The organism is Marinomonas balearica (assembly GCF_004362145.1).
In the GTDB taxonomy this organism is placed as follows: Bacteria; Pseudomonadota; Gammaproteobacteria; order Pseudomonadales; family Marinomonadaceae; genus Marinomonas; species Marinomonas balearica.
The window spans coordinates 720,680-743,977 of the sequence record NZ_SNXC01000009.1; the positions used below are offsets into that span (position 1 = coordinate 720,680).

At 43.4% G+C, this 23,298-nt stretch carries 20 protein-coding genes; 12 read left to right on the forward strand and 8 right to left on the reverse strand.

Translation table 11 applies throughout. The features are described 5' to 3' along the window. Positions 1-44 precede the first annotated feature (44 nt). The 3 genes from DFP79_RS04970 (at position 45) to DFP79_RS04980 (ending at position 3,812) form a co-directional block, all read left to right on the forward strand. On the forward strand, positions 45-1,697 hold the full coding sequence (locus DFP79_RS04970) for an electron transfer flavoprotein-ubiquinone oxidoreductase (protein WP_243730196.1): 1,653 nt from the start codon (positions 45-47) through the stop codon (positions 1,695-1,697). A 219-nt stretch (positions 1,698-1,916) separates the two neighbouring features. Then, positions 1,917-2,366, forward strand: coding sequence for a YaiI/YqxD family protein (locus DFP79_RS04975; protein ID WP_133502812.1), 450 nt, complete (start codon positions 1,917-1,919; stop codon positions 2,364-2,366). 156 nt (positions 2,367-2,522) lie between these two features. Then, positions 2,523-3,812, forward strand: coding sequence for an NAD(P)/FAD-dependent oxidoreductase (locus DFP79_RS04980; RefSeq protein ID WP_133502813.1), 1,290 nt, complete (start codon positions 2,523-2,525; stop codon positions 3,810-3,812). Positions 3,813-3,920: 108 nt separating this feature from the next. Here the strand turns inward: DFP79_RS04980 and DFP79_RS04985 are convergent, their stop codons facing one another. Continuing rightward, a complete protein-coding gene (locus DFP79_RS04985; protein ID WP_133502814.1) occupies positions 3,921-5,570 on the reverse strand; it encodes an alpha-glucosidase in 1,650 nt (549 codons plus the stop codon). Positions 5,571-5,711: 141 nt separating this feature from the next. Between DFP79_RS04985 and DFP79_RS04990 the strand changes: the two genes are divergently transcribed. Further along, entirely contained in the window at positions 5,712-6,863 is a 1,152-nt protein-coding gene (locus DFP79_RS04990) for an MFS transporter (RefSeq protein WP_133502815.1), read from the forward strand. A gap of 43 nt (positions 6,864-6,906) precedes the next feature. Here DFP79_RS04990 and DFP79_RS04995 read toward each other — a convergent pair whose 3' ends face one another. Then, the gene (locus DFP79_RS04995; RefSeq protein ID WP_133502816.1) at positions 6,907-7,788 is read right to left on the reverse strand and encodes a LysR family transcriptional regulator; all 882 of its coding nucleotides are present in this window, start codon (positions 7,786-7,788) and stop codon (positions 6,907-6,909) included. A gap of 97 nt (positions 7,789-7,885) precedes the next feature. Between DFP79_RS04995 and leuC the strand changes: the two genes are divergently transcribed. The 6 genes from leuC (at position 7,886) to DFP79_RS05025 (ending at position 14,256) form a co-directional block, all read left to right on the forward strand. Further along, entirely contained in the window at positions 7,886-9,313 is a 1,428-nt protein-coding gene (leuC, locus tag DFP79_RS05000; RefSeq protein WP_133502817.1) for a 3-isopropylmalate dehydratase large subunit, read from the forward strand. A 10-nt stretch (positions 9,314-9,323) separates the two neighbouring features. After that, complete coding sequence (gene leuD, locus DFP79_RS05005; protein WP_133502818.1) at positions 9,324-9,974, forward strand: 3-isopropylmalate dehydratase small subunit; 651 nt, start codon at positions 9,324-9,326, stop codon at positions 9,972-9,974. A 10-nt stretch (positions 9,975-9,984) separates the two neighbouring features. After that, complete coding sequence (gene leuB, locus DFP79_RS05010; protein WP_133502819.1) at positions 9,985-11,064, forward strand: 3-isopropylmalate dehydrogenase; 1,080 nt, start codon at positions 9,985-9,987, stop codon at positions 11,062-11,064. A gap of 86 nt (positions 11,065-11,150) precedes the next feature. Then, positions 11,151-12,269 (forward strand): aspartate-semialdehyde dehydrogenase, encoded by a 1,119-nt coding sequence (gene asd / locus DFP79_RS05015; protein ID WP_133502820.1) that lies wholly within the window; start codon positions 11,151-11,153, stop codon positions 12,267-12,269. A gap of 196 nt (positions 12,270-12,465) precedes the next feature. Then, the gene (gene hpf, locus DFP79_RS05020) at positions 12,466-12,858 is read left to right on the forward strand and encodes a ribosome hibernation-promoting factor, HPF/YfiA family (RefSeq protein WP_133502821.1); all 393 of its coding nucleotides are present in this window, start codon (positions 12,466-12,468) and stop codon (positions 12,856-12,858) included. A gap of 198 nt (positions 12,859-13,056) precedes the next feature. Beyond that, the gene (locus DFP79_RS05025; protein ID WP_133502822.1) at positions 13,057-14,256 is read left to right on the forward strand and encodes a hypothetical protein; all 1,200 of its coding nucleotides are present in this window, start codon (positions 13,057-13,059) and stop codon (positions 14,254-14,256) included. 95 nt (positions 14,257-14,351) lie between these two features. On the opposite strand, the gene DFP79_RS05030 is transcribed toward DFP79_RS05025, so the two are convergent. Both DFP79_RS05030 and DFP79_RS05035 read right to left on the reverse strand, forming a co-directional pair. Next, a complete protein-coding gene (locus DFP79_RS05030) occupies positions 14,352-17,150 on the reverse strand; it encodes a bifunctional aconitate hydratase 2/2-methylisocitrate dehydratase (protein WP_133502823.1) in 2,799 nt (932 codons plus the stop codon). Positions 17,151-17,371: 221 nt separating this feature from the next. Then, on the reverse strand, positions 17,372-19,117 hold the full coding sequence (locus tag DFP79_RS05035; protein ID WP_133502824.1) for a formylglycine-generating enzyme family protein: 1,746 nt from the start codon (positions 19,115-19,117) through the stop codon (positions 17,372-17,374). A gap of 189 nt (positions 19,118-19,306) precedes the next feature. Here DFP79_RS05035 and DFP79_RS05040 point away from each other — a divergent pair, with 189 nt between their 5' ends. Together DFP79_RS05040 and DFP79_RS05045 are read left to right on the forward strand one after the other, a co-directional pair. Beyond that, the gene (locus DFP79_RS05040; protein WP_133502825.1) at positions 19,307-19,918 is read left to right on the forward strand and encodes a MiaE family protein; all 612 of its coding nucleotides are present in this window, start codon (positions 19,307-19,309) and stop codon (positions 19,916-19,918) included. 109 nt (positions 19,919-20,027) lie between these two features. Next, the gene (locus DFP79_RS05045; RefSeq protein WP_133502826.1) at positions 20,028-20,339 is read left to right on the forward strand and encodes a hypothetical protein; all 312 of its coding nucleotides are present in this window, start codon (positions 20,028-20,030) and stop codon (positions 20,337-20,339) included. A 94-nt stretch (positions 20,340-20,433) separates the two neighbouring features. Here DFP79_RS05045 and DFP79_RS05050 read toward each other — a convergent pair whose 3' ends face one another. The 4 genes from DFP79_RS05050 to queC all read right to left on the reverse strand — a co-directional run bounded on the left by DFP79_RS05050 (position 20,434) and on the right by queC (position 23,251). After that, the gene (locus DFP79_RS05050; RefSeq protein WP_133502827.1) at positions 20,434-21,216 is read right to left on the reverse strand and encodes a UDP-2,3-diacylglucosamine diphosphatase; all 783 of its coding nucleotides are present in this window, start codon (positions 21,214-21,216) and stop codon (positions 20,434-20,436) included. Positions 21,217-21,222: 6 nt separating this feature from the next. Next, positions 21,223-21,720, reverse strand: coding sequence for a peptidylprolyl isomerase (locus DFP79_RS05055; RefSeq protein WP_133502828.1), 498 nt, complete (start codon positions 21,718-21,720; stop codon positions 21,223-21,225). 60 nt (positions 21,721-21,780) lie between these two features. Next, positions 21,781-22,431: a 7-carboxy-7-deazaguanine synthase gene (gene queE / locus DFP79_RS05060; protein WP_133502829.1), complete on the reverse strand. Its 651-nt coding sequence runs from the start codon at positions 22,429-22,431 to the stop codon at positions 21,781-21,783. A 160-nt stretch (positions 22,432-22,591) separates the two neighbouring features. Beyond that, on the reverse strand, positions 22,592-23,251 hold the full coding sequence (queC, locus tag DFP79_RS05065; protein WP_133502830.1) for a 7-cyano-7-deazaguanine synthase QueC: 660 nt from the start codon (positions 23,249-23,251) through the stop codon (positions 22,592-22,594). Positions 23,252-23,298: the final 47 nt, after the last annotated feature.

Sequence of the window (23,298 nt, forward strand, 5' to 3'; positions counted from 1 at the left end):
AATATACACATAAAAATCGAACCCGCTTCTAAGGGATATTCAATATGATAGAAAGAGAAATAATGGAGTTTGATGTCGTTGTCGTAGGGGGTGGACCATCCGGTCTTGCTGCGGCTTGCAGGTTAATGCAAAAAGCGAATGAGTCTAATCAAGAGCTTACAGTATGCGTTGTCGAAAAAGGCTCGGAAATCGGTGCTCATATTGTTTCTGGTGCTGTCGTTGACCCTAAGGCGCTAACTGAATTGTTTCCCAATTGGAAAGAAGACGGCGCCCCGTTGCTTTCTGAAGTTGGCCGAGACGAAGTGCATTGGCTAGAGAGCGAATCTAGCTCCAGAAAAATACCAAACTGGATGGTTCCCAAATCCCTGCATAATGATGGAAATTATGTCATAAGTTTAGGCAATCTTTGTCGTTGGTTAGCGGAACAAGCGGAATCGTTAGGCGTTGAGATTTTTCCGGGTTTTGCTGCCTATGATGTTGCCTACGACGATACTGGGCGAGTTGAAGGCATTAATACGGGTGATATGGGAGTCGCATCAGACGGTTCAGAAAAAGACGGTTATATGCAAGGGATGCTTTTGAAAGCGAAGCAGACTGTGTTTGCTGAAGGGTGTCGAGGTCACTTAGGGAAATCATTAATCGATCAGTTTGGTTTAAGTGAGGGTCGTTCACCACAGCATTATGGCCTTGGCATTAAGGAGCTATGGGATGTTCCTGACTCCGTTAGTGAGCCAGGTACTGTTATTCATACCGCAGGTTGGCCTCTTAATTCGGATGCGGGTGGAGGAGGATTTTTATATCATCTTGAAAACAATCAGGTCGTGGTGGGTTTAATTGTCGATTTAAACTATAAAAACCCCTATTTAAGCCCTTATGAAGAGTTTCAAAAATATAAACATCACCCACTCATTGCGGAGGTGCTTAAGCAAGGCAAGCGAGTGTCCTACGGTGCGAGGGCGATTGCAAAGGGTGGATTAAACTCGTTACCTCAGATGGCAGTAAATGGTGGGGTCTTGGTCGGATGCGATGCCGGCACACTCAATCCAGCAAAAATAAAAGGCACGCATACCGCAATGAAAAGCGGAATGATTGCGGCGGATTGTATCGTGGAACTGCTAGCAAACGACCCGTCATATGGACAAAAACTACACGAATTTGATCACCGTATTAAGCAATCTTGGCTTGGTGACGAACTCGCCCAATCGAAAAACTTTGTGCCAGTTATGCATTCTCTTGGAACGTTTTGGGGTGGAGCATTTAATTGGCTCGATCAGAATCTATTTAATGGGAAACTGCCGTTTACATTTAGGGATGAAATACCTGACAGCGCAGCGTTAGAGCTCGCGAAGCAACATACTAAAATCCAATATGATAAGCCAGATGGCGTGCTCAGTTTTGATCGACTTTCTTCAGTGTTTTTGTCGAATACAAACCATGAAGAAGATCAGCCATGTCATCTACAGCTATTGAATGATGAAGTACCAACCAAGCACAATTTACCCATGTATGATGAACCTGCTCAGCGGTACTGTCCTGCGGGTGTTTACGAAATGGTTGAAAATGAAATAGGTACGGCGCTGCAAATTAACGCTCAAAACTGCATTCATTGTAAAACGTGTGACATCAAGGATCCTTCGCAAAACATAAGATGGGTAACACCGGAAGGAGCAGGAGGGCCAAATTACCCAAATATGTAGCGCTTAGTCATCGTTAACTTTCTTGCCAATACACTCAATGTTGGGAGGCGTAACTTATTCCCGAATAAAGTAGCGTTATCTACATATAGAAGCGGGTGGACTTGTTAACACCTTCTCTAGGCTTTTATAGGGAAGATAACTGATTTTTATAAAGTTATGCTTGCAGGGCTTCCCTGTAACACTGTTTAATAATAGCCCTGATAATTAAAGGGGAATTATATGCGTATTTGGGTTGACGCTGATGCCTGTCCAAACGTCGTTAAACAAATATTGTTTCGAGCAGCAGAGCGTGTTCAAATCAAATGCATATTGGTAGCAAATCAGGCGATCAGTATGCCTCCTTCCAAATGGATAGAACGCAAAGTAGTACAATCTGGTTTTGATGAAGCGGATAACTACATTGTAGATAACCTTACTCCTGAAGATCTTGTGATAACGGCAGACATTCCTTTGGCTTCTGATTGTGTTGAAAAAGGAGCGATGGTGATTAACCCAAGGGGTGAAGAGTACACTCGAGAAAACATTCGACAACGATTGAATATGCGTGATTTTATGGAGCAAATGCGTTCCAGCGGTGTTCAAACGGACGGACCGCAAGCTTTTAATCAGCAAGACAGAATGGCTTTCGCAAACTCATTAGATAGAATCTTAGCGAGAAAGCTGGCTTAGTTATACGCAATCTCAGCTCGCTTCGTGCGAGCTTTCGTGTTCAGTTCTATATCAATGTTGAACGCTCAGACAGTGTGAATTATTCGCTAAGAGTTGATCTTTATGTAGCCAAAGGTCAGGGCTTAGCAAATAGTTTAAATTTGCGGGAACAATAATATGAAGAAAATTGTCGTTGTGGGCGGCGGAGCGGGTGGCTTAGAGTTAGTTACGAAGCTAGGGCACGCCTTTGGAAAAAAACGTCAAGCAGACATAACGTTAGTGGACCGTAGTCAAACGCACATATGGAAGCCTCTTTTACATGAAGTGGCAACGGGGTCGTTAGATATAAATACGGACGGTGTGAATTACCGCGCTCATGCCGCGAAGCACCATTACTCATTTCAGCTTGGTAATGTTACTGCTGTTGACCCGAATGCGAAGACAATTACTCTGGAACCTATTCAAGATGATAAAGGGCACGTTGTATTGCCTGAGCGAGATGTTGCCTTCGACATCTTGGTTATGGCTGTTGGCAGTGTCAGTAATGACTTCGGTACACCTGGTGTTTCGGATCATTGTTATTTTCTTGATTCTCATCGTCAAGCCGATCGCTTTCAACAGGCGTTGTTAAATCAGTTTTTGCGAATTCATCAAGCAGGCGATGATACCAAACTAAAAATCGCCATAGTCGGCGGTGGGGCGACAGGTGTTGAGTTGTCAGCAGAGCTATTCCATGTTGCAGACCTGCTTAAAGCCTACGGTATGCCCGAAATGTCAGGTCGTCGTGTGCAGGTTGAACTCATAGAGGCTGGCCCACGTATATTGCCAGCACTTCCCGAGCGAATCGCTGCGCTTGCATCAAAAGAACTTCAACGTTTAGGTGTTTCAATCAAAGAGAATACTCGCGTTACAGAAGCGTTCGATGGCGGTATGAAAACGTTTGAAGGCGACGATGTAAACGCAGATTTGATGATTTGGGCGGCTGGGGTGAAAGCACCTGAATTTATAAAAGGTATTGAGGGTTTTGAAACCACTCGTAACAACCAAATTAAAGTTCAGCGGACGTTGCAAGTTCCGAGCTTTGAAAATGTTTTTGTTATTGGCGATTGTTGTGCTTGTGAACAAGATGATGGCTCGCTTGTTCCACCGAGAGCTCAATCAGCGCATCAAATGGCATCACTGGTGTTTGATAACATTAAAGCGACGTTCCGTAGTGAAACTCTCAAAGAATATTCCTACAAAGATCATGGATCTTTGGTCAACTTGAGCCGTTACAGTACGGTTGGTAGTTTGATGGGGAATTTGGGCGGTGGCTCAATGTTCGTTGAAGGGCGGATCGCGAGATTTGTGTATATCTCGTTGTATCGACTGCATTTGATCGCGATTCACGGATGGTTGAAAGCTACGATTATTATGTCAGCACAAAAAATTGGCAAAGTGGTTAAGCCGAAGCTTAAGTTACATTGATTTTCGGGTAAGTAAGTGCAAATAAATTAGTTGAATCTGATTGGAAAAAAGGGCGTATTAACGCCCTTTTTTTATTGTTATACCTGTAATTTTGGGCTTACAGTGAATTCAAATGCTCACTTTACCAATATAAATCGAATAGGCCTGCAGCATGATTTTCCCTTCCTTTACGGTGCCTTTGTTAATGGATTTTGGAATCTCAATGTCTTCAAGCTTATTTTTGATGAGTGTTTTCGGTAGTTTGAGAACGGTTGTCTCAGCGCTGGTGTTCAAGGCAACAAGTAATTTCTCATCATCTGATTGGCGCGTAAAAATGAGTGAGTGCTCGTCGTCGTGAAAGAATTCGATAGCGCCTGACACAAGTGCGTTATGGTGTTTTCTAAATTGTAGAAAGGCTTTATAGGCGTGAAAAATCGAGTTTGGGTCGTCTTCCTGCAATTCAGCAGAGTAGGGCAGGTGCGAATCCACTACTGGAAGCCAAGGCTTTCCATCTGTGAATCCGCCATTGTCAGAATTTGACCATGGCATTGGGGTTCTGCATCCATCTCGACCTTTAAAATCGGGCCAAAACTCGATACCAAATGGGTCTACGAGCTGATCATAGGTTAATTCCGCTTCAGGAAGCCCTAACTCTTCTCCTTGATAGAGGCAGACGCTACCGCGCATGGATAACAGCATGGCCATGTGGATTTTACTGCGTTCATGGTTTATCAAGCCTTCTTTTTCTGTCCAACGAGAAGCAACCCTTTCTACATCATGATTCCCTATCGACCAGCATGGCCAGCCATCGCCTAAACCGTCTTCGATTTCTTCCATTGTGGTACGAATGTGCTTCATGCTGGAATCATGGGTAAGAAGGTCAAACGAGTAACACATGTGCAATTTGTCGCCACCTTGTGTGTACTTCGCCATTGTTTCTAACGCAAAATCACAGCCGACTTCGCCTACAGTGGTTGTTTGAGGGTACTCATCCATCAGAGCGCGTAGTTGTTTTAAGAACGGGATGTTTTCAGGTCGTGACTTATCAAACTCATGGAATTGATAGGCATATGGGTTGTCGGCGCGTACGCCAATACTGCCTTCTTCAACTTCTTCTTTTGGTGCGTTGTTGCGTAGCTCAATGTCATGAAAGAAGTAGTTCGCGGTATCGAAACGAAATCCATCTACTCCGCGATCTAGCCAGAATCGAACTGCATCTAAAACAGCCTCAATAACTTCTGGGTTATGGAAGTTTAAATCGGGTTGGCTGGATAAAAAATTATGTAAATAATATTGGCGACGACGGCTGTGCCATTGCCATGCAGGCCCACCAAAAACCGACAGCCAATTGTTTGGGATGGTACCGTCAGGGTTTGGATCGACCCAAACATACCAATCTGATTTTGGGTTGTCGAGGCTGCTTGATGATTCTTTGAACCAAGGGTGCTGATCTGATGTATGATTTAATACTTGGTCTATTAATATTTTTAGTCCGTGCTTATGCGCTATTTCAATTACGTTATCAAAATCGGATAATGTTCCAAAGATTGGATCAACATCACAGTAATCCGAGACATCATATCCAAAATCTTTCATGGGCGATGTGAAAAAAGGAGAAATCCATATGGCGTCAACGCCAAGAGAGGCTATATAAGGAATTTTGGCCGCCAATCCCGGTAGATCGCCAATGCCATCTCCATTTGAGTCAAAAAAGCTACGTGGGTATACCTGATAGATGACACAGCCTCGCCACCACGGTGAGTTTTGATTTTCGGACATTGGCAATTCCTTGTAAGTTTAAATTATCAGTTTTATTAGCGTTTGGTCGATGGATGCACATACGTATTTCACATATTTATATGTATTACTAATATCCGAAAGGACTAATTACAAGTATTTATTTAGTAGGAGCTAACTATTATGTTTGACAAGAGATCGCTTCCGGTTGCTGCTCCTTTGTTTGCATATTTCTTTTTTTATTGTGCGGCAATCGGCATTTTGATGCCTTATATGTCGATTTACTACAGCTCGATTGGTTTGAACGGATCACAAATTGGGCGACTCATGTCAACGTTCACCCTTGCGTCGATAGTCGTTCCTCATTTTTGGGGATGGTTAACAACAAAGTTCGGATTGCCAAAAAAAGTAATGCAAATCTGTATGTTGGGAACGTTATTGTCTTTTATTCCATTTAATTTTTCGACGACCTTCGATACGCTTTTTATCCTTACCTGCATACTGGCTTTGTTCTATTCAGCTTTAATGCCTCTTGCTGATGGGCTCGCGGTTATGAGTATTCAAAATACCCGCATACCCTATACGCGTATTCGTGTTGGAGGATCGCTCGGCTACATCGTTTCAGTCTCGTTAATTGGTTACGCCATAAAACTGCTGGGTGTAGGCGTCATTATTCCGTCTATTTGTGTCTGTCTTGCTCTGGCTTTTCTAACCAGTATGTTTATTAAAGAAAAGCCGTATAAAGCGTCTTCTTCTCATGTAGAGGGTAACTTCAAAGAGTTGCTGTTTCGCAAAGAAGTTGCGTTGTTTTTTGGTCTTGCGTTTTTGTCGTATATGGCTCACGCGCCTTTTAACATATTTTTCGCGGTTCACTTATCCAGTGCAGGCTATTCCGGCTCTGAAATAGGGCTTCTGCTTAGTTTTGGTGTTGTGATCGAAGTCCTGCTGTTTTTATACTGCGGGCATTTCGTACAGCGGTATTATGCGATCCATTTATTGTTACTTTGCTTTGCCTGCGGTGTCGTTCGGTGGGGGCTTTTAGCGTGGTTTTCGTCGTCGTTGCTGGTGGTGCTGTTCACACAGCTAATGCACTGCATTACGTTCGCATTATTTCATATGGTATCGATCGATCAGGTGAGAAGGCTCTTTCCGGGGCGATTTGGCAGTCAGGGGCAATCAACTTACAGTGCATTTTCTGTTGGGCTGGGAAGTGGCATAGGGATGATCTTAGCGGGTTACAGTTGGGACATCATAGGAGGAAACTGGACTTTTACCGTATCGTCTTTAATGTCCGTAGCGGCAATAATTTGCTTGGTTAAAAGTCAAAAACAGTGATTCCCGACCTTACTCATTAGATTAAGGTTGCCGCTTTCACTGTTTAGTTTAATAAAGAATTCTCTTTTTGGAGCATATCAATAAAAGTACGCGCCGCTCTGCTTAGCGTTCTTCGGTTGTGATGTATTACGCCAAGTTTTCGTTCTACATTAAAGGCGGGTAAGTCTAATACTTTCAATTGGCTATCGACTAAAGTGGAAGGTAGTAAAGACCAACCCCAACCAATGGTGACTAACATAGCGAGCGTTTCGAGATTATTGGTGTTCATCCTCACGTTTGGTTTTACCTGATGTGACGCGAACACGGTTTCTGCAATTTGCCGAGTGAACGTATTTTCATTTGGCAGAACACATTGGTGTTTTGACAGCTCTAGAATGTCCACTTGTGATTCGTGTGCTAAAGGGTGATCTCTGCTCACAACACACTTCAATGGATCTGACCATATTGGAATGGACATCATATGTTCATCAGGAGAGCTGTTGAGCGTAATGATTCCAAGCTCCACATCTCCTTGAATAACCTTTCGGTATGCTTCTTCGGATTGCGTGAATTCAATGTCAATTTGTGCGTTAGGGTAGGTGTGCTGAAACTGTTTTAACAGTTTGGGTAATCTATGTAATCCAATATGATGGCTTGTCGATATTCTCAAAAGGCCGCTAATGTCGTCCATCTGCAATGTCATACTTCGTTTAATATCGTCGAGGTCGTTTGATACTTTTCGTGCTTTAGGCAGTAGACGTTCTCCTGCTTCAGTAAGCTGAACTTTTCTTCCTATACGGTCAAACAATTTTACGCCTAGCGTCGACTCTAAAGAGGCAATTCTTTTGCTGATTGCAGGTTGAGTGAGAAAGAGCTTTTCGGCAGCCTCAGAAAACGATTCTAATTCCGCGACTCGTATAAAGGTAATCAGTTCGCCAATTTCCATGATTCCTGCCAGTAATCCAATTTATAAAAATTATGAATTTGAGTAATTTAAAGGAAGCGTATAGGATTGTCCACAAGTCAGCTTAGGAGAGAGAAAAATGGCAGGCAAAACCTTATACGATAAGTTGTGGAACAGTCACTTGGTTCAACAACGAAATGATGGCAGTGCGTTAATCTACATCGATTTACAACTTTTACATGAAGTCACTTCGCCTCAAGCATTTGAAGGCCTTCGTTTAGCAGGACGTAAGCCCTGGAGAACATCTGCAAGTTTGGCGACGCCAGATCATAACGTCCCTACGACAGCCGAAGAACGTAAAAGCGGTGTTAATGGTATCGAAGACCCCGTTTCTAAAATTCAGGTTACAACTCTGGATGAGAACTGTGATGAGTTCGGTATCACCGAATTTAACATGATGGATGTTCGTCAAGGCATCGTACACGTTGTTGGGCCAGAACAAGGTGCGACTCTTCCAGGAATGACAGTTGTATGCGGTGATTCTCATACATCGACACACGGTGCTTTTGGTGCATTAGCTCATGGCATCGGGACGTCGGAAGTTGAGCATGTATTAGCGACACAGTGTCTAGTGGCTAAAAAGATGCGCAATATGTTGGTTCGTGTAGACGGTCAATTGTCTCCATGGGTTACCGCGAAAGATGTTGTATTAGCGATCATTGGTAAAATTGGAACGGCAGGCGGTACAGGCTTTGCGATCGAATTCGGTGGTGAGGCGATTCAATCACTTTCCATGGAAGGGCGTATGACGGTTTGTAACATGGCAATTGAAGCGGGCGCACGCGTTGGCTTGATCGCTGTTGATGATACAACAATTGATTACGTTAAAGGGCGTCCATATGCTCCAAAACCAGAGCAATGGGATATGGCTGTTGAATCTTGGAAAGAGCTTGTATCTGATGACGACGCAGAATTTGATGAAGTTGTTGTTTTGCAAGCAAAAGATATAAAGCCACAAGTAACTTGGGGAACCTCTCCAGAGATGGTTATCCCTGTTGATGACTTTATTCCAAAGCCTGAAGATCAGCAAGATCCAGTTCAACGTGAAGGTTATGCCCGCGCATGGAAGTACATGGGGCTTGAAGGAAAAGAAAAGCTTTCCGACATTACCCTAGATAAGGTCTTTATCGGCTCATGTACTAACTCCCGTATAGAAGACCTAAGAGCTGCGGCTGACGTAGTAAAAGGCCGAAAAGTGGCGAATACCATCAAAGAAGCCATTGTTGTTCCAGGTTCTGGATTAGTAAAAGCCCAAGCGGAAGATGAAGGTTTGGATAAAATCTTTACTGAAGCAGGTTTGCAGTGGCGTGAGCCTGGTTGTTCTATGTGTCTTGCAATGAACGCTGACAAGCTGGGTGCCGGCGAGCATTGTGCTTCTACTTCGAACCGAAACTTTGAAGGTCGTCAAGGGTTCGGCGGACGTACTCATTTGGTAAGCCCTGCGATGGCGGCGGCTGCGGCTATTGCTGGTCATTTTATTGATGTTAACGAGTTGGTAAAACACTAAGGAGACAAAGATGCGTCCATTTACAGTACACACAGGTGTCGCGGCTCCTTTAGATTTAGCCAATGTCGACACTGACATGATTATTCCAAAGCAGTTTTTGAAGTCAATTAAGCGTACAGGGTTTGGTAAAAACCTATTTGACGAATTGCGTTATGAAGATGAAGGGCAGCCAGACCAAGACTGCGAAGGTCGTCCATTACGCGAAGATTTTGTTCTAAATCAAACGCGTTATCAAGGTACAAGCGTATTGCTTGCACGAAATAACTTTGGCTGTGGTTCAAGTCGAGAGCACGCTCCATGGGCATTGGACGACTACGGTATTCGTGCAGTGATCGCGCCAAGCTTTGCAGACATCTTTTTCAATAACTGTTTTAAAAATGGTCTTCTTCCAATTGTCTTGGATGAAGAAGAAGTCGACGAACTTTTCAAGGCCGTTGAAAGTACAGAAGGTTACGAGTTAACGGTTGATCTTGACGCTCAAATTGTCAAAACACCGGAAGGTAAAGAATATTCTTTCCTTGTTGACTCATTTCGTAAACATTGCTTGTTAAATGGTCTCGATGACATTGGCCTAACATTACAAGAAGCCGATAGCATTAAAGCATACGAAGAAAAGCGCATACAACAAGCTCCATGGTTGTTCGCTGAACGCACTCTTTAAGGAATATAACATGACTAAAAATGTATTGATTTTGCCTGGTGATGGCATCGGCCCTGAAATTGTAGAGCAAGCTGTTCGTGTATTGGATCAAGTTAATACGGCGTTTTCTTTAAACGTTGAGCATGAAAGCGCACTAGTGGGCGGTTCTGCATACGATGAAACAGGATCTCCATTGCCGGAAGTGACATTGGCTAAGGCAAAAGCAGCTGACGCTATTCTATTAGGCGCAGTAGGTGGCCCTAAGTGGGATGGACTTGATATGTCTGTTCGCCCTGAAAAAGGCTTGCTAGGACTGCGTTCTAACTTAGAGCTGTTTGCAAATCTACGTCCCGCTATTTTGTATCCTCAGCTTGCTGATGCATCAAGCTTAAAGCCTGAAATCGTCGCAGGTCTGGATATCTTGATTGTTCGCGAATTAACGGGCGGTATTTATTTTGGTCAGCCGCGCGGTATCCGCACGTTGGAGAACGGCGAACGCCAAGGTTATAATACGTATGTATATTCTGAATCTGAGATTCGTCGAATCGCTCGTTCTGCGTTTGAAGCGGCGCGTCAACGCGGTAAACGAGTATGCTCTATCGATAAATCCAATGTTTTGGAAGTGACCGTACTTTGGAAAGAAGTTATGGAAGAGGTCGCTAAAGAATATCCAGACGTTGAGCTTAGCCATATGCTTGTAGATAATGCGGCGATGCAGCTAGTACGAGCGCCTAAACAATTCGATGTTATGGTGACAGGCAACATGTTTGGCGATATTCTTTCCGATGCAGCTGCAATGCTTACAGGTTCTATCGGCATGTTACCTTCAGCATCACTAAATGCTGAAGGTCGTGGCATGTACGAGCCGTGCCATGGCTCTGCTCCTGATATTGCAGGTCAAGGTAAAGCAAACCCATTGGCTACGATCCTTTCTGTTGCTATGATGTTGCGTTATTCGCTTGATTCAAAAGAAGCAGCGGATGCAATTGAAGCGGCAGTAAGTAATGTTCTCGACCAAGGTCTAAGAACAGCTGATATCGCATCAGAAGGTTGTACAACAGTAAGCACTGCTCAAATGGGTGATGCAGTACTTGCTGCTTTAAAGGCCTAGTGAACTATAGAATGATAGTCACAGGTGATCATTAGGGATACTGCTCTTGGTATGAGTAGACCCACACTAAAAAAGGTATAAAGACCATGTCAAAACAAACTGTAGGTATAGTCGGATGGCGCGGAATGGTTGGTTCCGTGTTAATGCAACGTATGCGAGAAGAACGAGATTTTGATCACATTGATCCTGTCTTCTTCTCAACATCGCAAACGGGTCAGAAGGGCCCAGAGATAGGTAAAGAGATCCCTCTGCTTCAAGACGCAAATGATATTGAGTCTTTGAAGAAAATGGAGATCATTATTACCTGTCAAGGCGGTGATTATACAAAGGCGATTTATCCTAAGTTACGTGAGGCTGGTTGGAAAGGTTACTGGATCGACGCAGCATCTTCATTGCGTATGGATAAAGACGCAATCATTGTGCTTGATCCGGTTAACCAAAACGTCATCAAGCAAGGCTTGAAAGATGGCGTTAAAACCTTTGCTGGTGGTAACTGTACTGTATCACTTATGTTGCTTGCATTAGGCGGCCTATTTGAGAAAGGTTACGTCGAATGGATGACTTCAATGACCTATCAAGCTGCGTCTGGTGGCGGTGCCCGCCATATGCGCGAGCTTATAAATCAAATGGGTTTGTTAAACGGTACAGTCGCTTCAGAGTTGGCTGATCCTGCGAGTGCAATTCTTGATATCGACCGCAAGGTTGCTGAGAAAATGCGCTCATCGGATATGCCTGTCGACCAGTTTGGTGTACCTCTAGCTGGCTCATTGATCCCTTATATAGACAGTCAATTGGATAATGGTCAGAGCCGAGAAGAGTGGAAAGCGCAGGCTGAAACGAACAAAATTCTAGGAAACATGGGATCACCGATTCCAGTAGATGGATTATGTGTTCGCGTTGGCGCAATGCGTTGCCACAGTCAGGCATTCACGATCAAATTGAATAAAGACATTCCGGTTGCGGATATCGAAGGGCTTTTAGCTCAACATAACGATTGGGTTGATGTTGTGCCAAATGATAAGCAGGCATCTATGGAGCGACTGACTCCAACAGTTGCGACAGGTACTTTGAATATTCCTGTAGGTAGAATTCGTAAGCTGAACATGGGACCTGAATACATTAGCGCGTTTAGCGTAGGTGATCAGCTTCTATGGGGTGCTGCTGAGCCTCTACGTCGTATGTTGAGAATACTGCTCGACGACTGATTGTTGACTCAGATCTAACAAAACCGCCTAAGGGCGGTTTTTTCGTTTCTATTGATCTATGTAATGATTCGTATGGAAAAGTGATTTTAGGCTTGAATTTAATCGATAAACCCTTAAGTTATTAATTAAGGCTAACAACAAAGGAGATATAAAACAGAGTTTTCCATCAACCAAGAATAATAAGGAAAGTTTGCTTATGTATAAACTGAACATTAGCGGCCATCACGTTCACTCCGGTGAAGAAGTACAACAAACAGTTAAAGAAAAGCTAGATCACCTTGTAAGGGTGAATAATCATATTACGACCATCAATGTCATCTTAAATGCTGAAAAGCATAAAGCACACGAGCTTATTGTCGAGGCGAGTGTTCACATCCCAAATCACGATCTTTTCGCAACCGTAAAAACTGATAAACAACTTAAGCCTGCATTAGATATGTTGGTCGCCAAACTTGAAAAACAGTTACTCAAGTTCAAATCTAAACATGAAGGTAGAAAACACCATCCCGACTCACGTGATGTAGAAAGTAATCTAGAGCGTGAAAAGCAGGATGAATTCAACGAGCTAGCAGAGCGAAGTGTTCTATAGTCATGGACAAATAGGTCGAAGCTTAACGATGGCTTTTGCAGCCTAATTGTAAAATTCTAAATCAAAAATATGTTTGCCCTTGATTATCATCGAATTAAGTTCAAGGGCAAACTCAAAATTCTGTATTTAAAACCACTTTAACGCGCAAACGATTACGGGTACTGTATATCAATAGATTGGTTTACTGGGATTTAAGCTATGGATCTAAGGCGCGTATTCTTCATCGGTAATATCGTTTTGTTAGGTATTGCTCCTTCCTTTACTTACGCATTCTCTTCATCAAGTCTTGATGATTTTCTAGATCAACTTGATGAAGACATCCAAGATGAAGTCGATGATATAGAGCAGCAGATCGAAGATTTGGAGGAGGGGCAAACACCTTCTGAAGCACTTCAAGAGCAAATTGATCAAAATGCTCAAACCATAACCAGCCTCGCCAATAATGTTAGTCAAAACGCGGATAGTGAGTTAGAAAAGGAGCTGCTTGACGTTAATAATGAAGCAGACCGTGCGGTGCTATCACTTGAAGATGCGATTGGTCAATATGATGATAAGGCTGTCTACTACGCAAAGCTTGCTGCAGATGCGAAAGAGCAGGGGCTGACTTCGCTAGAAAATGCATATACAGCAATGTCAGAAGCTTGGCGTGAAATGATGAATAAATACGAGAGCGAACTTCAAGTGCAGTATGAGGATATTTTGTCAGATATCACGGCATCGGAAGATTCTAGTTTTGTTCTTGTTGGTCAAGAAGCTCAGTTTGAAAATGTTTCAGAATCCGATGAAACTGTCCCTGAGCTATTTCCTTCTTCTTCAATTGGGTTTAACTCTTCTTCAAAGGGGTTCTCTATCCCGTTAAGTTTTACCGTGTCTGACTGGAGCCGAGTCTCTGTCGTTACACCATATTCTAAAGGCAGTTTTAGAAGCCCTTTGCTGACATTAGGGCTGTTCACGAACGATGTTTTGTTCGACTATATTGGTATTCGTAGTCAATTATTGCTTGATGACGATTTACGCTACGGTTACGGCATAAAAGTAAAAGAGCGCATAGGTTCATTAGCCTTATTGGTTGATTATTCCTTAGGCCAAACGAATTATGACTACGATTACATGAGCTGGCATTATGGAGTTGGTTGGCAATTTGATGATGCAATGGTGTATGGAATTTACAACCAAACAGAAATTGAACCAGAGACCACATCAACAAGACTTTCTTCGAATGATATAACGTTTGGTGTTCAGTCAAAAATAACGTTATTTGGAATTTATCCTCCAGGGATTAACCTAAACGTAAGCGTAATTACACCTCAGAAAAATGAAATGCGTTTTAGAGAAGAAACAAAAGAGCTAGACGGAGAAGGGTGGCGTTATCAATTTGGGATGAGTGCCGCGTTTTAATTAGCCCGATTTTTTGTTTTATTTCTCTCATAAAAAAGCCCGCAAAATGCGGGCTTTTTACTATGTATCGCTTTTAAGTATGTATAAAGAGATAGTTAGTTGCTGCTAACAGCAATCAATTCTGGCTCAATTGTCATATCTTCTACTGGAGGCGCGAAGGATGTCAGGTCAATCCCTTCTACAGCTGACATGTATTCATCCATTGTTGGGAATCGTCCAAGAACGGTTGAAAGAACAACTAGAGGCGTTGAGCCTAATAGAGATTCACCTTTCTTCTCTGCAGAGTCGGCTACAACACGGCCTTGGAAAAGACGGGTTGATGTTGCAATAACAGTGTCGCCAGGTGCTGCTTTTTCTTGGTTACCCATACATAGGTTACACCCAGGGCGTTCTAAGTAGAGAATATTCTCATAAGAAGTACGCGCAGCATTTTTTGGATTAGTATCATCGAACTCGAAACCAGCGTATTTCGCTAGGATGTCCCAGTCGCCCTCTGCTTTCAATTCATCGACAATGTTGTAAGTAGGGGCTGCAACAACAAGAGGTGCCTTGAATGACACGCTACCTTGCTTAGATTCAATATTGCGTAGCATCTGAGCAATGATCTGAATGTCACCTTTGTGAACCATGCAAGATCCCACAAAGCCTAGGTCTACAGGTTTATCATTGTAGAATGAAACAGGACGAATGACGTCGTGAGTATAGCGTTTTGAAACATCGTCATTGTTAACGTCTGGATCGGCAACCATAGGTTCAGCAATTTCATCCAGGTCTACAACAACTTCCGCATGGTATTTGGCGTTGTTGTCTGGAGCTAGTGCAGGTTGTTCTCCAGACTTGATGCCAGCTATGCGCTTATCAGCAAGGTCGATTAACCCTTGTAGTGTTTTAGCTGTGTTTTCCATGCCTTTATTGATCATGATTTGAATGCGGCTTTTCGCCAATTCAAGCGATTCAATCAAGGTATCATCCGTCGAAATACAGATTGAGGCTTTTGCCTTCATTTCTGCAGTCCAGTCTGTAAAGGTGAAGGCTTGGTCAGCAAGCAATGTTCCAATGTGTACTTCGATGATACGACCTTGGAATACGTTTTCTCCGCCAAACTGTTTTAGCATCTGTGCTTGTGTTGCGTGAACAACATCGCGGAAGTCCATGTGGCTCTTCATGTTGCCTTTGAACGTGACTTTCACTGAATCAGGGATTGGCATTGCAGCCTCACCTGTTGCAAGTGCTAGAGCCACTGTGCCGGAGTCTGCACCGAATGCTACACCTTTAGACATACGTGTATGAGAGTCACCGCCAATGATAATTGCGCGGTCATCAATCGTAATGTCATTCAATACTTTGTGAATAACGTCGGTCATAGGTGGGTAAACACCTTTTGGATCACGAGCAGTGATAAGACCGAATTTGTTCATAAAGCTCATAAGCTTAGGGATGTTCGCTTTCGCTTTATTATCCCAAACAGAAGCGGTATGACAGCCTGATTGGTAAGCACCGTCTACAATCGGCGAAATAACAGAGGCTGCCATTGCTTCAAGTTCCTGAGCCGTCATTGGTCCAGTTGTATCTTGAGAGCCTACAATGTTGACTTTGACACGAACGTCAGAGCCTGCATGCAATGGTGTTTCAGAAGTAACGCCAACTGCATTATTGTTGAAGATTTTCTCAACAGCGGTTAGGCCTTGACCTTCAAGAGAGATTTCTTTTGAAGGTGCATACACTTGAGGAGCCGCAACACCCAGTGTTTCAGCTGCGAAAGTCTGTAGTTTTTTACCGAATACTACGGCATATGAGCCGCCAGCCTTCATGAATTCAACTTTTTGTGGACTAAAAGAATCAGAAACGTCCGCCAGCTCTTGATCACCGTTGTTAAGTGTTTTACGTTTTGTGTCGATTGTCAGAACAGTGCCTGTCGCGACAGAGTACGCTTCTTCTAGGACTGGGTCACCGTTTGCATCTAAAACGGCGTTGCCTTGTGCATCAACTTTCTTAACCCAGTTTTTAAGGTCGATACCAATACCGCCCGTAACACCAACAGTCGTCAAGAAAATAGGAGAGATACCATTCGTACCTGCAACAACAGGAGCGATGTTAATGAAAGGAACGTAAGGGCTAGCTTGCTTACCTGCCCATAGTGCAACGTTGTTAACGCCAGACATGCGTGAGGAGCCCACGCCCATAGTGCCTTTTTCTGCGATAAGCATGACTTTGGCATTTGGGTGCTTTTTCTGAAGCTCTACAATTTCTTGTTGTGCTTCTGGAGTGATCATGCATTTTCCGTGTAGTTCACGGTCTGCACGAGAGTGAGCTTGATTGCCTGGAGACAATAAGTCAGTTGAAATATCGCCTTCACCGGCAATATACGTAACAACTTCAATGCTTTCGTCGATTTCAGGAAGCTTAGTGAAAAACTCTGCTTTTGAATAACTTTCAAGAATGTCTTTAGCGATGCCGTTACCAGCGTTGTATGCATCCGCCAAACGAGCCATGTCTGCGTCGTACAAAAATACTTGTGTTTTTAAAACGTCAGCAGCAGAAGAAGCAACAGTGACATCATCAGCAAGTGCTAGGTCAATCAGCGCTTCTACAGATGGACCGCCTTTCATGTGTGAAAGGTACTCAAAAGCAAGCTCAGTAGAGATTTCGTTAACAGATGCTTCGCCTAAAATGATTTCTTTTAGGAATTGCGCTTTTACTGCAGCAGCAGATGTAGTGCCTGGTAGTGTGTTATAAACAAAAAAGTTTAAAGAATCTTCTCTGTGCTTGTGTTCAGTGTCTTTGATTTGTTCGATGATTTCAGAAAGTAACTCACCGCCATCGATTGGCTTAGGGTTTAGCCCTTCAGCTTTGCGGTCTTCAATTTCGTTTAAGTATTCTTGATACAGGCTCATTTAACACCTCTAAACTTTTAATAGCGAAAATAGTGCGGGTATAACAGGATCTGACAAGAGATCGACTTTTATAACGAAGGGAGCTTCCCTAAGGAAACATAGGGTACTAATGTGAAGCTCCCACGGCACTCTATATTTTTAACGTGAATATAGTATAGGAAAAAGCGGTCTAAAAGTGCATTCTCACCATAACAATATCGAATAGGGGACATTTAGCCAAATTATTCTACATTATCTAAAGTCTTGTTTTTGTTAATGATTCTCACTAACCTAAACCCCCAGTTACTTGCTCTCATCGAAGGTTCAGCGGGATATCGTGTCGCGCTTCTTCCCACCGTGGGTTCGTCGAACCATGATCCTCCGCGTAGAACACGTTGTTCGCATTGATTGGATAACCAAATACTGTTCGTGGACGGCGCATCGTTATAATTGTCATGGTAGCAATCTTCTACCCATTCTGCGACGTTACCGTGCATGTCAAATAGCCCGAAAGGGTTGCTTGCTTGTGAACCAACGGGGGCGCTGGAAACGCTGTCCCATTGTGTGCCGCACGTTTCACATACGCTGAATCCTTCTTGCAGGTTGTCGCCGTACCAATACGCCGTTTTGGAGCCAGAACGTGCAGAGTATTCCCACTCAATTTCAGTAGGCAGGCGATAAGTTTCGCCCGTTTGTTGTGAAACCCAAGCAGCATAAGCTTTTGCGTCATACCAAGATACATTCATTACCGGGCGATTGTTGCGCCCCCAGCCATTATCGGGAGGAAGAGCACGCCCGGTTGCGTTAGCGAAGCGATCATATTGAGCGAATGTCACTTCGTATTTACTCAAATAGAAACCAACCGGGATGTTAACTTCATGGACGGGGACTTCGTTTTCATAGCCGAGGCCGTTTAGGTCGCCCATTTCAAATATAGAAGGTTCGATTTTTTCGATTTTTGGTGCTGTCCCTCCATCTTTAAGCGGTTCTTCTAATGTTTGGGGTAACGATTCAAAGCTAGTTTGTTTGCTTTCAGTGTCTTGTTCATCGCTAGGGAAGCTAACCAGACCAAGAAACAACGGCAACGCAATGGCTGCCGTTGTTACAGAAACAGCGGGTATGCCGATTTTTAACCAACGAGTAATATTGCTATTACTTGGTCTAGGTTTGGCTTTCTTGGGTCTCACTGTTCCGTTAGATGCTGTGCTTTCGTACAAATCGGCACGCAAAATTCTCATGACTTCAATCAGAGATTTCGGTCGGTGTCTCAATGCGGGTCGGCACCACCCTTTAACTTTATTCCATGCGTCTATGCTGAGGGCATCGATTTCTTTCGGTAAGTTGTTAGTTGATCGGTCTAATATCGATTCGCCGAGTAACGCAGCAAGTAACAGCCTCATGAACATGTATCTGTCTATTGAAGGATTCAAAGACTGATGTCGTTTTTTATATTCGGGTGGGAAAAAGCGAACATCCAGCTCGTTTTTGGTTATTTTGTTCATCCAATTTAACGCGCCGAATCCGGTCATAACGCCGCTGCCGTTTACGACATGAACGCTATTAAGGTCGAGCATGCCATGAACAAGTTCTCGTTCGTGAACTTGATCCAAGGCTTTCGCCATGGAATCGAATACACTTAGAACAACATTGAGTGGAGCGCCATCTGGATATTTCCCTAAAAAACTAAATAAGCGTTCACCACCGCAGACGGCGGAACATGAGAACACCCATAAATTAGAATAAAATGGCGGGTAGTTCGGAGATATCGACGAATGTTTTATCTGCGTGTACTTTCTTGCGTTGGATAAAAAATCTTCTAGCTCGCCGCGTTGTTGTTCGTAAAAGCGTAATACGAACGAGCGGCCGCCTTGATCCGCAACCCAGGCGGTCTTGCTGTCATTCAGTGGGTAGTTGAGGGTATATGGATCTACCTCCATCCCAACATGTTGACCAATTCTTAAATTATTTGGGTCGTAATACTGCTTCATGTGTGACTTGATATCCAAATCAATATCTATGGAGCCTTAATGATGCCAAAGTTAGCTCACAAAGCTATGCATGAGATGCATTTTTCTTTGTAAAGACTGAAACTTAGGTCAACGATTTGCGGCTTCCATTAATGCGTGGTTGCTCATTCCAGAGTATAATCCCGTTTTTTAAAAGAAAAAGGTAGAGAAATGTTATCCGCGTATCCAGAGTTGGTTGAATTTCTTCCATGTACTTCTCCTGAAGCTTGGGTGAAATGGGCTGTAGAGAATGAGACCACACTGTTAGTTGATCACGCTCACTGTGAAAAAAAGGCCGCTTCAACTGCGATGAGCCTTATGTATCGCTATGTGGACCGTGACAATTTGCTGCATAAAATGTCGCAGTTGGCTCGTGAAGAGCTGTTGCATTTTGAGCAAGTTCATAAAATTATGCGTGATCGTGGTGTTGTTTATGAGCATATGACAGCCTCTCGTTACGCAGATGGCTTGCGCAAGCATATTCGTACCCATGAACCGGCTCGTTTAGTCGATACAATGATTATTGGGGCGTTTGTTGAAGCGCGTTCATGCGAGCGTTTTGCAGTGTTGATTCCCCACTTGGACGATACTTTAGCCAAATTTTATCGATCTTTATTGAAATCTGAGGCTCGTCATTTTAAAGATTATCTCTCACTTGCCGAAGAGTATGCAGGAGAGTCTATCGATGAGCGTGTACAGTTCTTTCGTGAGATCGAGCATCAGCTGATCATCGATCCTGATGATGAGTTTCGTGTACACAGTGGTCCACCGAAGGCTGCATAACGCCACATTACGTTACCTAAAGATTACAAGGCGTTGCAGTTTTTAGCTCGCGGCAACGGAAGATGCTGCTAGACTCTTCATTACTACTCATAAAACTGGGGAGGTTGTGATGAGCAAGCACACTACTGAACAGTTGCCAGAAGTGACCTATTGGTTGGCACTGCAAATAGCGAAAAGCAAGCCGTCAATCGATCTGGAGAAAGTCTATGAGGGAACGATAGAGCTTGATTATTTATACCAAGTTTTGACTAATAAGGCGCAACAGCACTGGTGGTCATCTTTCGGGGTTGAATTGAATCCTGTCACGGTAAACAATGCTTTTTTTAGGGCGATCGCAATTTTGCATGATCGTAATCTTGAATATAAACGGTCGAGAGGTGGTAAAGAAACCGTCTGGGTGAAAGAGCTTTTGCACCTTTAAAAACTAGCATCGTATGTTGTGACGCTAGTTTTCTATATGCACTCAAATAATCTTGTACGCCTGTGATCGACAGGTGTATGAGAATATTTTAGAGCTATGCAGAGTAAAAATCACAGGAATGCTGAACCGTTAGAGCGTTCATGCCTTCATTACAAAAAACGTCCACTTTTGCGCATGACTGCGTGAGGGAGTCGTTGTCATCAAGTTTTGCAATCCACACAAACTCATCCCAATCACCTAGCACTAGGCGTTTGCCAAATGGGTGTTGATGTAGTTTTGGACGGTGCGTGTGACCATGGATGAGTATTGATGCGTTTTGATCTGTTATTGCAGTTTCTATTGCGCTTGGATTGACATCCATTATGCTTATGTCTTTATCTGCAGACATTGATTTGCTGTCATTTCTAAGTTTTTGAGCAAATGCAATTCTTTGCTCTATTGGCATGGCCAGAATACTCTCTTGCCATTTCTCTGTGCGAGCGGTTGAGCGAAATGCTTGGTATTCAACGTCATCAATGCAAAATTCGTCGCCATGAGCTAACAGTAAGCATAAGTCGTTGTGCTCTAGAAGAGTGAGTTCATCAAGTAAATGAACGCCTGTCCGCTGGCTCCACATTTGTTTCACTAGGAAATCGCGGTTTCCATGAGTGAAGTTCACCTTGTGTCCAGATTGGATAAGTGAATGGAGGGCGTTTTCAATGGCCTTATTCCACTCAGGCTGATAATCATCCCCAATCCATGCTTCATAGAAATCTCCTAAAATATACAGCGTACTGGGAGGGGATTTCTTGATTTCATCAGTCAACACAATAAACGCCCGGATAAGATCCGGGCGTTTATCATACAGATGCAAGTCTGATATAAAAAAACAGGGCATGCTGAATTATTCTGCGATCAGCTCAGCTGACTCAATAACAACGTCTTCAGCAGGAACGTCTTGATGACCTGCTTTCATTGTTGTAGCGACTTCTTTGATCTTGTTTACGATGTCCATACCCGCTGTTACTTTACCAAATACCGCGTAACCCCAGCCATCTGGTGTTTTAGAGCGGTGGTTTAGGAAGCTGTTGTCTGCAACGTTAATGAAGAATTGAGCAGAGGCAGAGTGAGGATCCATAGTACGTGCCATAGCAAGGGTGCCAGTGACGTTCTCAAGTCCGTTGTCGGCTTCGTTTTCGATAGGTGCGCGCGTTTCTTTTTGTTTCATGTCAGCATCAAAACCGCCGCCTTGAACCATGAAACCATTGATTACACGGTGAAAAATAACACCATTGTAATGACCTGAAGTAACGTACTCTTCGAAGTTTTTAGCGGACTTAGGTGCTTTTTCGTAGTCTAGTTCAATCGTGATATCACCAAAGTTTGTATGTAGAACGATCATGATCAGGTCCTTATAATTTACGTTTTAATCTGTGTTTACGTTATATGTTTAGAGTAACTCTTAGTCGATGTTGAGCATTTTATGCGTTTGTAAGCTTAGACGCCACAAAGGATTTTCCAAGCAGTATTTCAACGTAGAGCTTTGTGTATCGCTTACGATGACATTACTTTGCGGCACGGCACTTAAATCCATTGGTTGGAGGTAGAAGTGCTCAAATTCAAGGTCTTCGTAATCTTTTGGATGTAAATTTATTTGCGGATACACAAATTTCAGCTCGTTACCTGAGTTTACGACAAGGGGCTCTGTTGTTTTTGGACTCACGCAGACCCAATCGATGCCGTTTGGTAATTCAAGTGTGCCGTTTGTTTCTATTGCAATCGTGAATCCACGATTTTTCATTGAAGTTATTAGTGCTTCATCAAGTTGCAGAGCGGGTTCGCCACCGGTAAAAACAACATATTTGTTGCCTTGGTTAGTCGGCCATTGCGCAGCGATGTGTTCGGCGAGTGCGTCTGCTGTTTGAAAGCGGCCACCATTTTGGCCATCAACGCCATTAAAATCCGTATCGCAAAATTGGCAGGATGCGCTCAGTCGATGTTTCTCTTTACCGCTCCAAAGATTGCATCCTGTAAAGCGACAAAAAATGGCAGGGCGGCCTGCATGGGCGCCTTCCCCTTGAAGGGAGTAGAAAGATTCTTTTATGTTATACATGGTTATTTATTCAATCACTCGAATACAGTCGAGGCTGGGTCATAACAACGGATACGCGATAACAAAGCGAGATCCAATTTTAATGTCGATCATCTGTGGAACAGAAGCCGATCTTTTAGCTTTTTATATTCTGGTCTTCACACTGTGGCGTTAAGTTTATTTACACTTCATACAACAATGGGTCTGTTGCTTGTTGCTCTGAGAATGCTTCTAAACGTTCAGTACAAGCACCGCATTTACCGCAAGCCTTTTCACGACCGTTATAACAAGTCCAAGTATTCTCGTAATTCAGCCCCATTTCCAAGCCTGCTTTGAGGATATCTCCTTTTGAGCTGCTCAAGAATGGCGTGACGATTTCTACAGACTGATAATTGGCAATTTTAGAAACATTGTTCATTGCGTTAACAAATTCAGGGCGGCAATCTGGGTATATATGATGGTCGCCAGAATGCGCGCCATAATACACTTCTGGCGCTTCCAAAGATACTGCGTAAGCGATCGCCATAGAAAGCAGTACCATGTTTCTATTAGGAACGACGGTTGATTTCATGCTGTCTTCAGCGTAGTGACCTTCAGGGATGTCGATAGCATCGGTTAAAGACGAACCTGCCATTAGCTCATTTATCGCGGAAATATCGACTACTTTATGAGGCACGCCTAAATCTTTGCAGACGCTGGCTGCAACAATGAGCTCTTTACTGTGCTTTTGCCCATAGTTAAAGGACAGTGCGTATACTTCTTTCCCTTCTCGAACAGCTTTGTTCAATACTGTGAAGGAATCCATACCTCCGGAGTAAACTACGACGGCTTTTGACGTCATTTACGATAACCTCATTTTCTGTTCTAAAAAATTTGAGAGATTGTAGC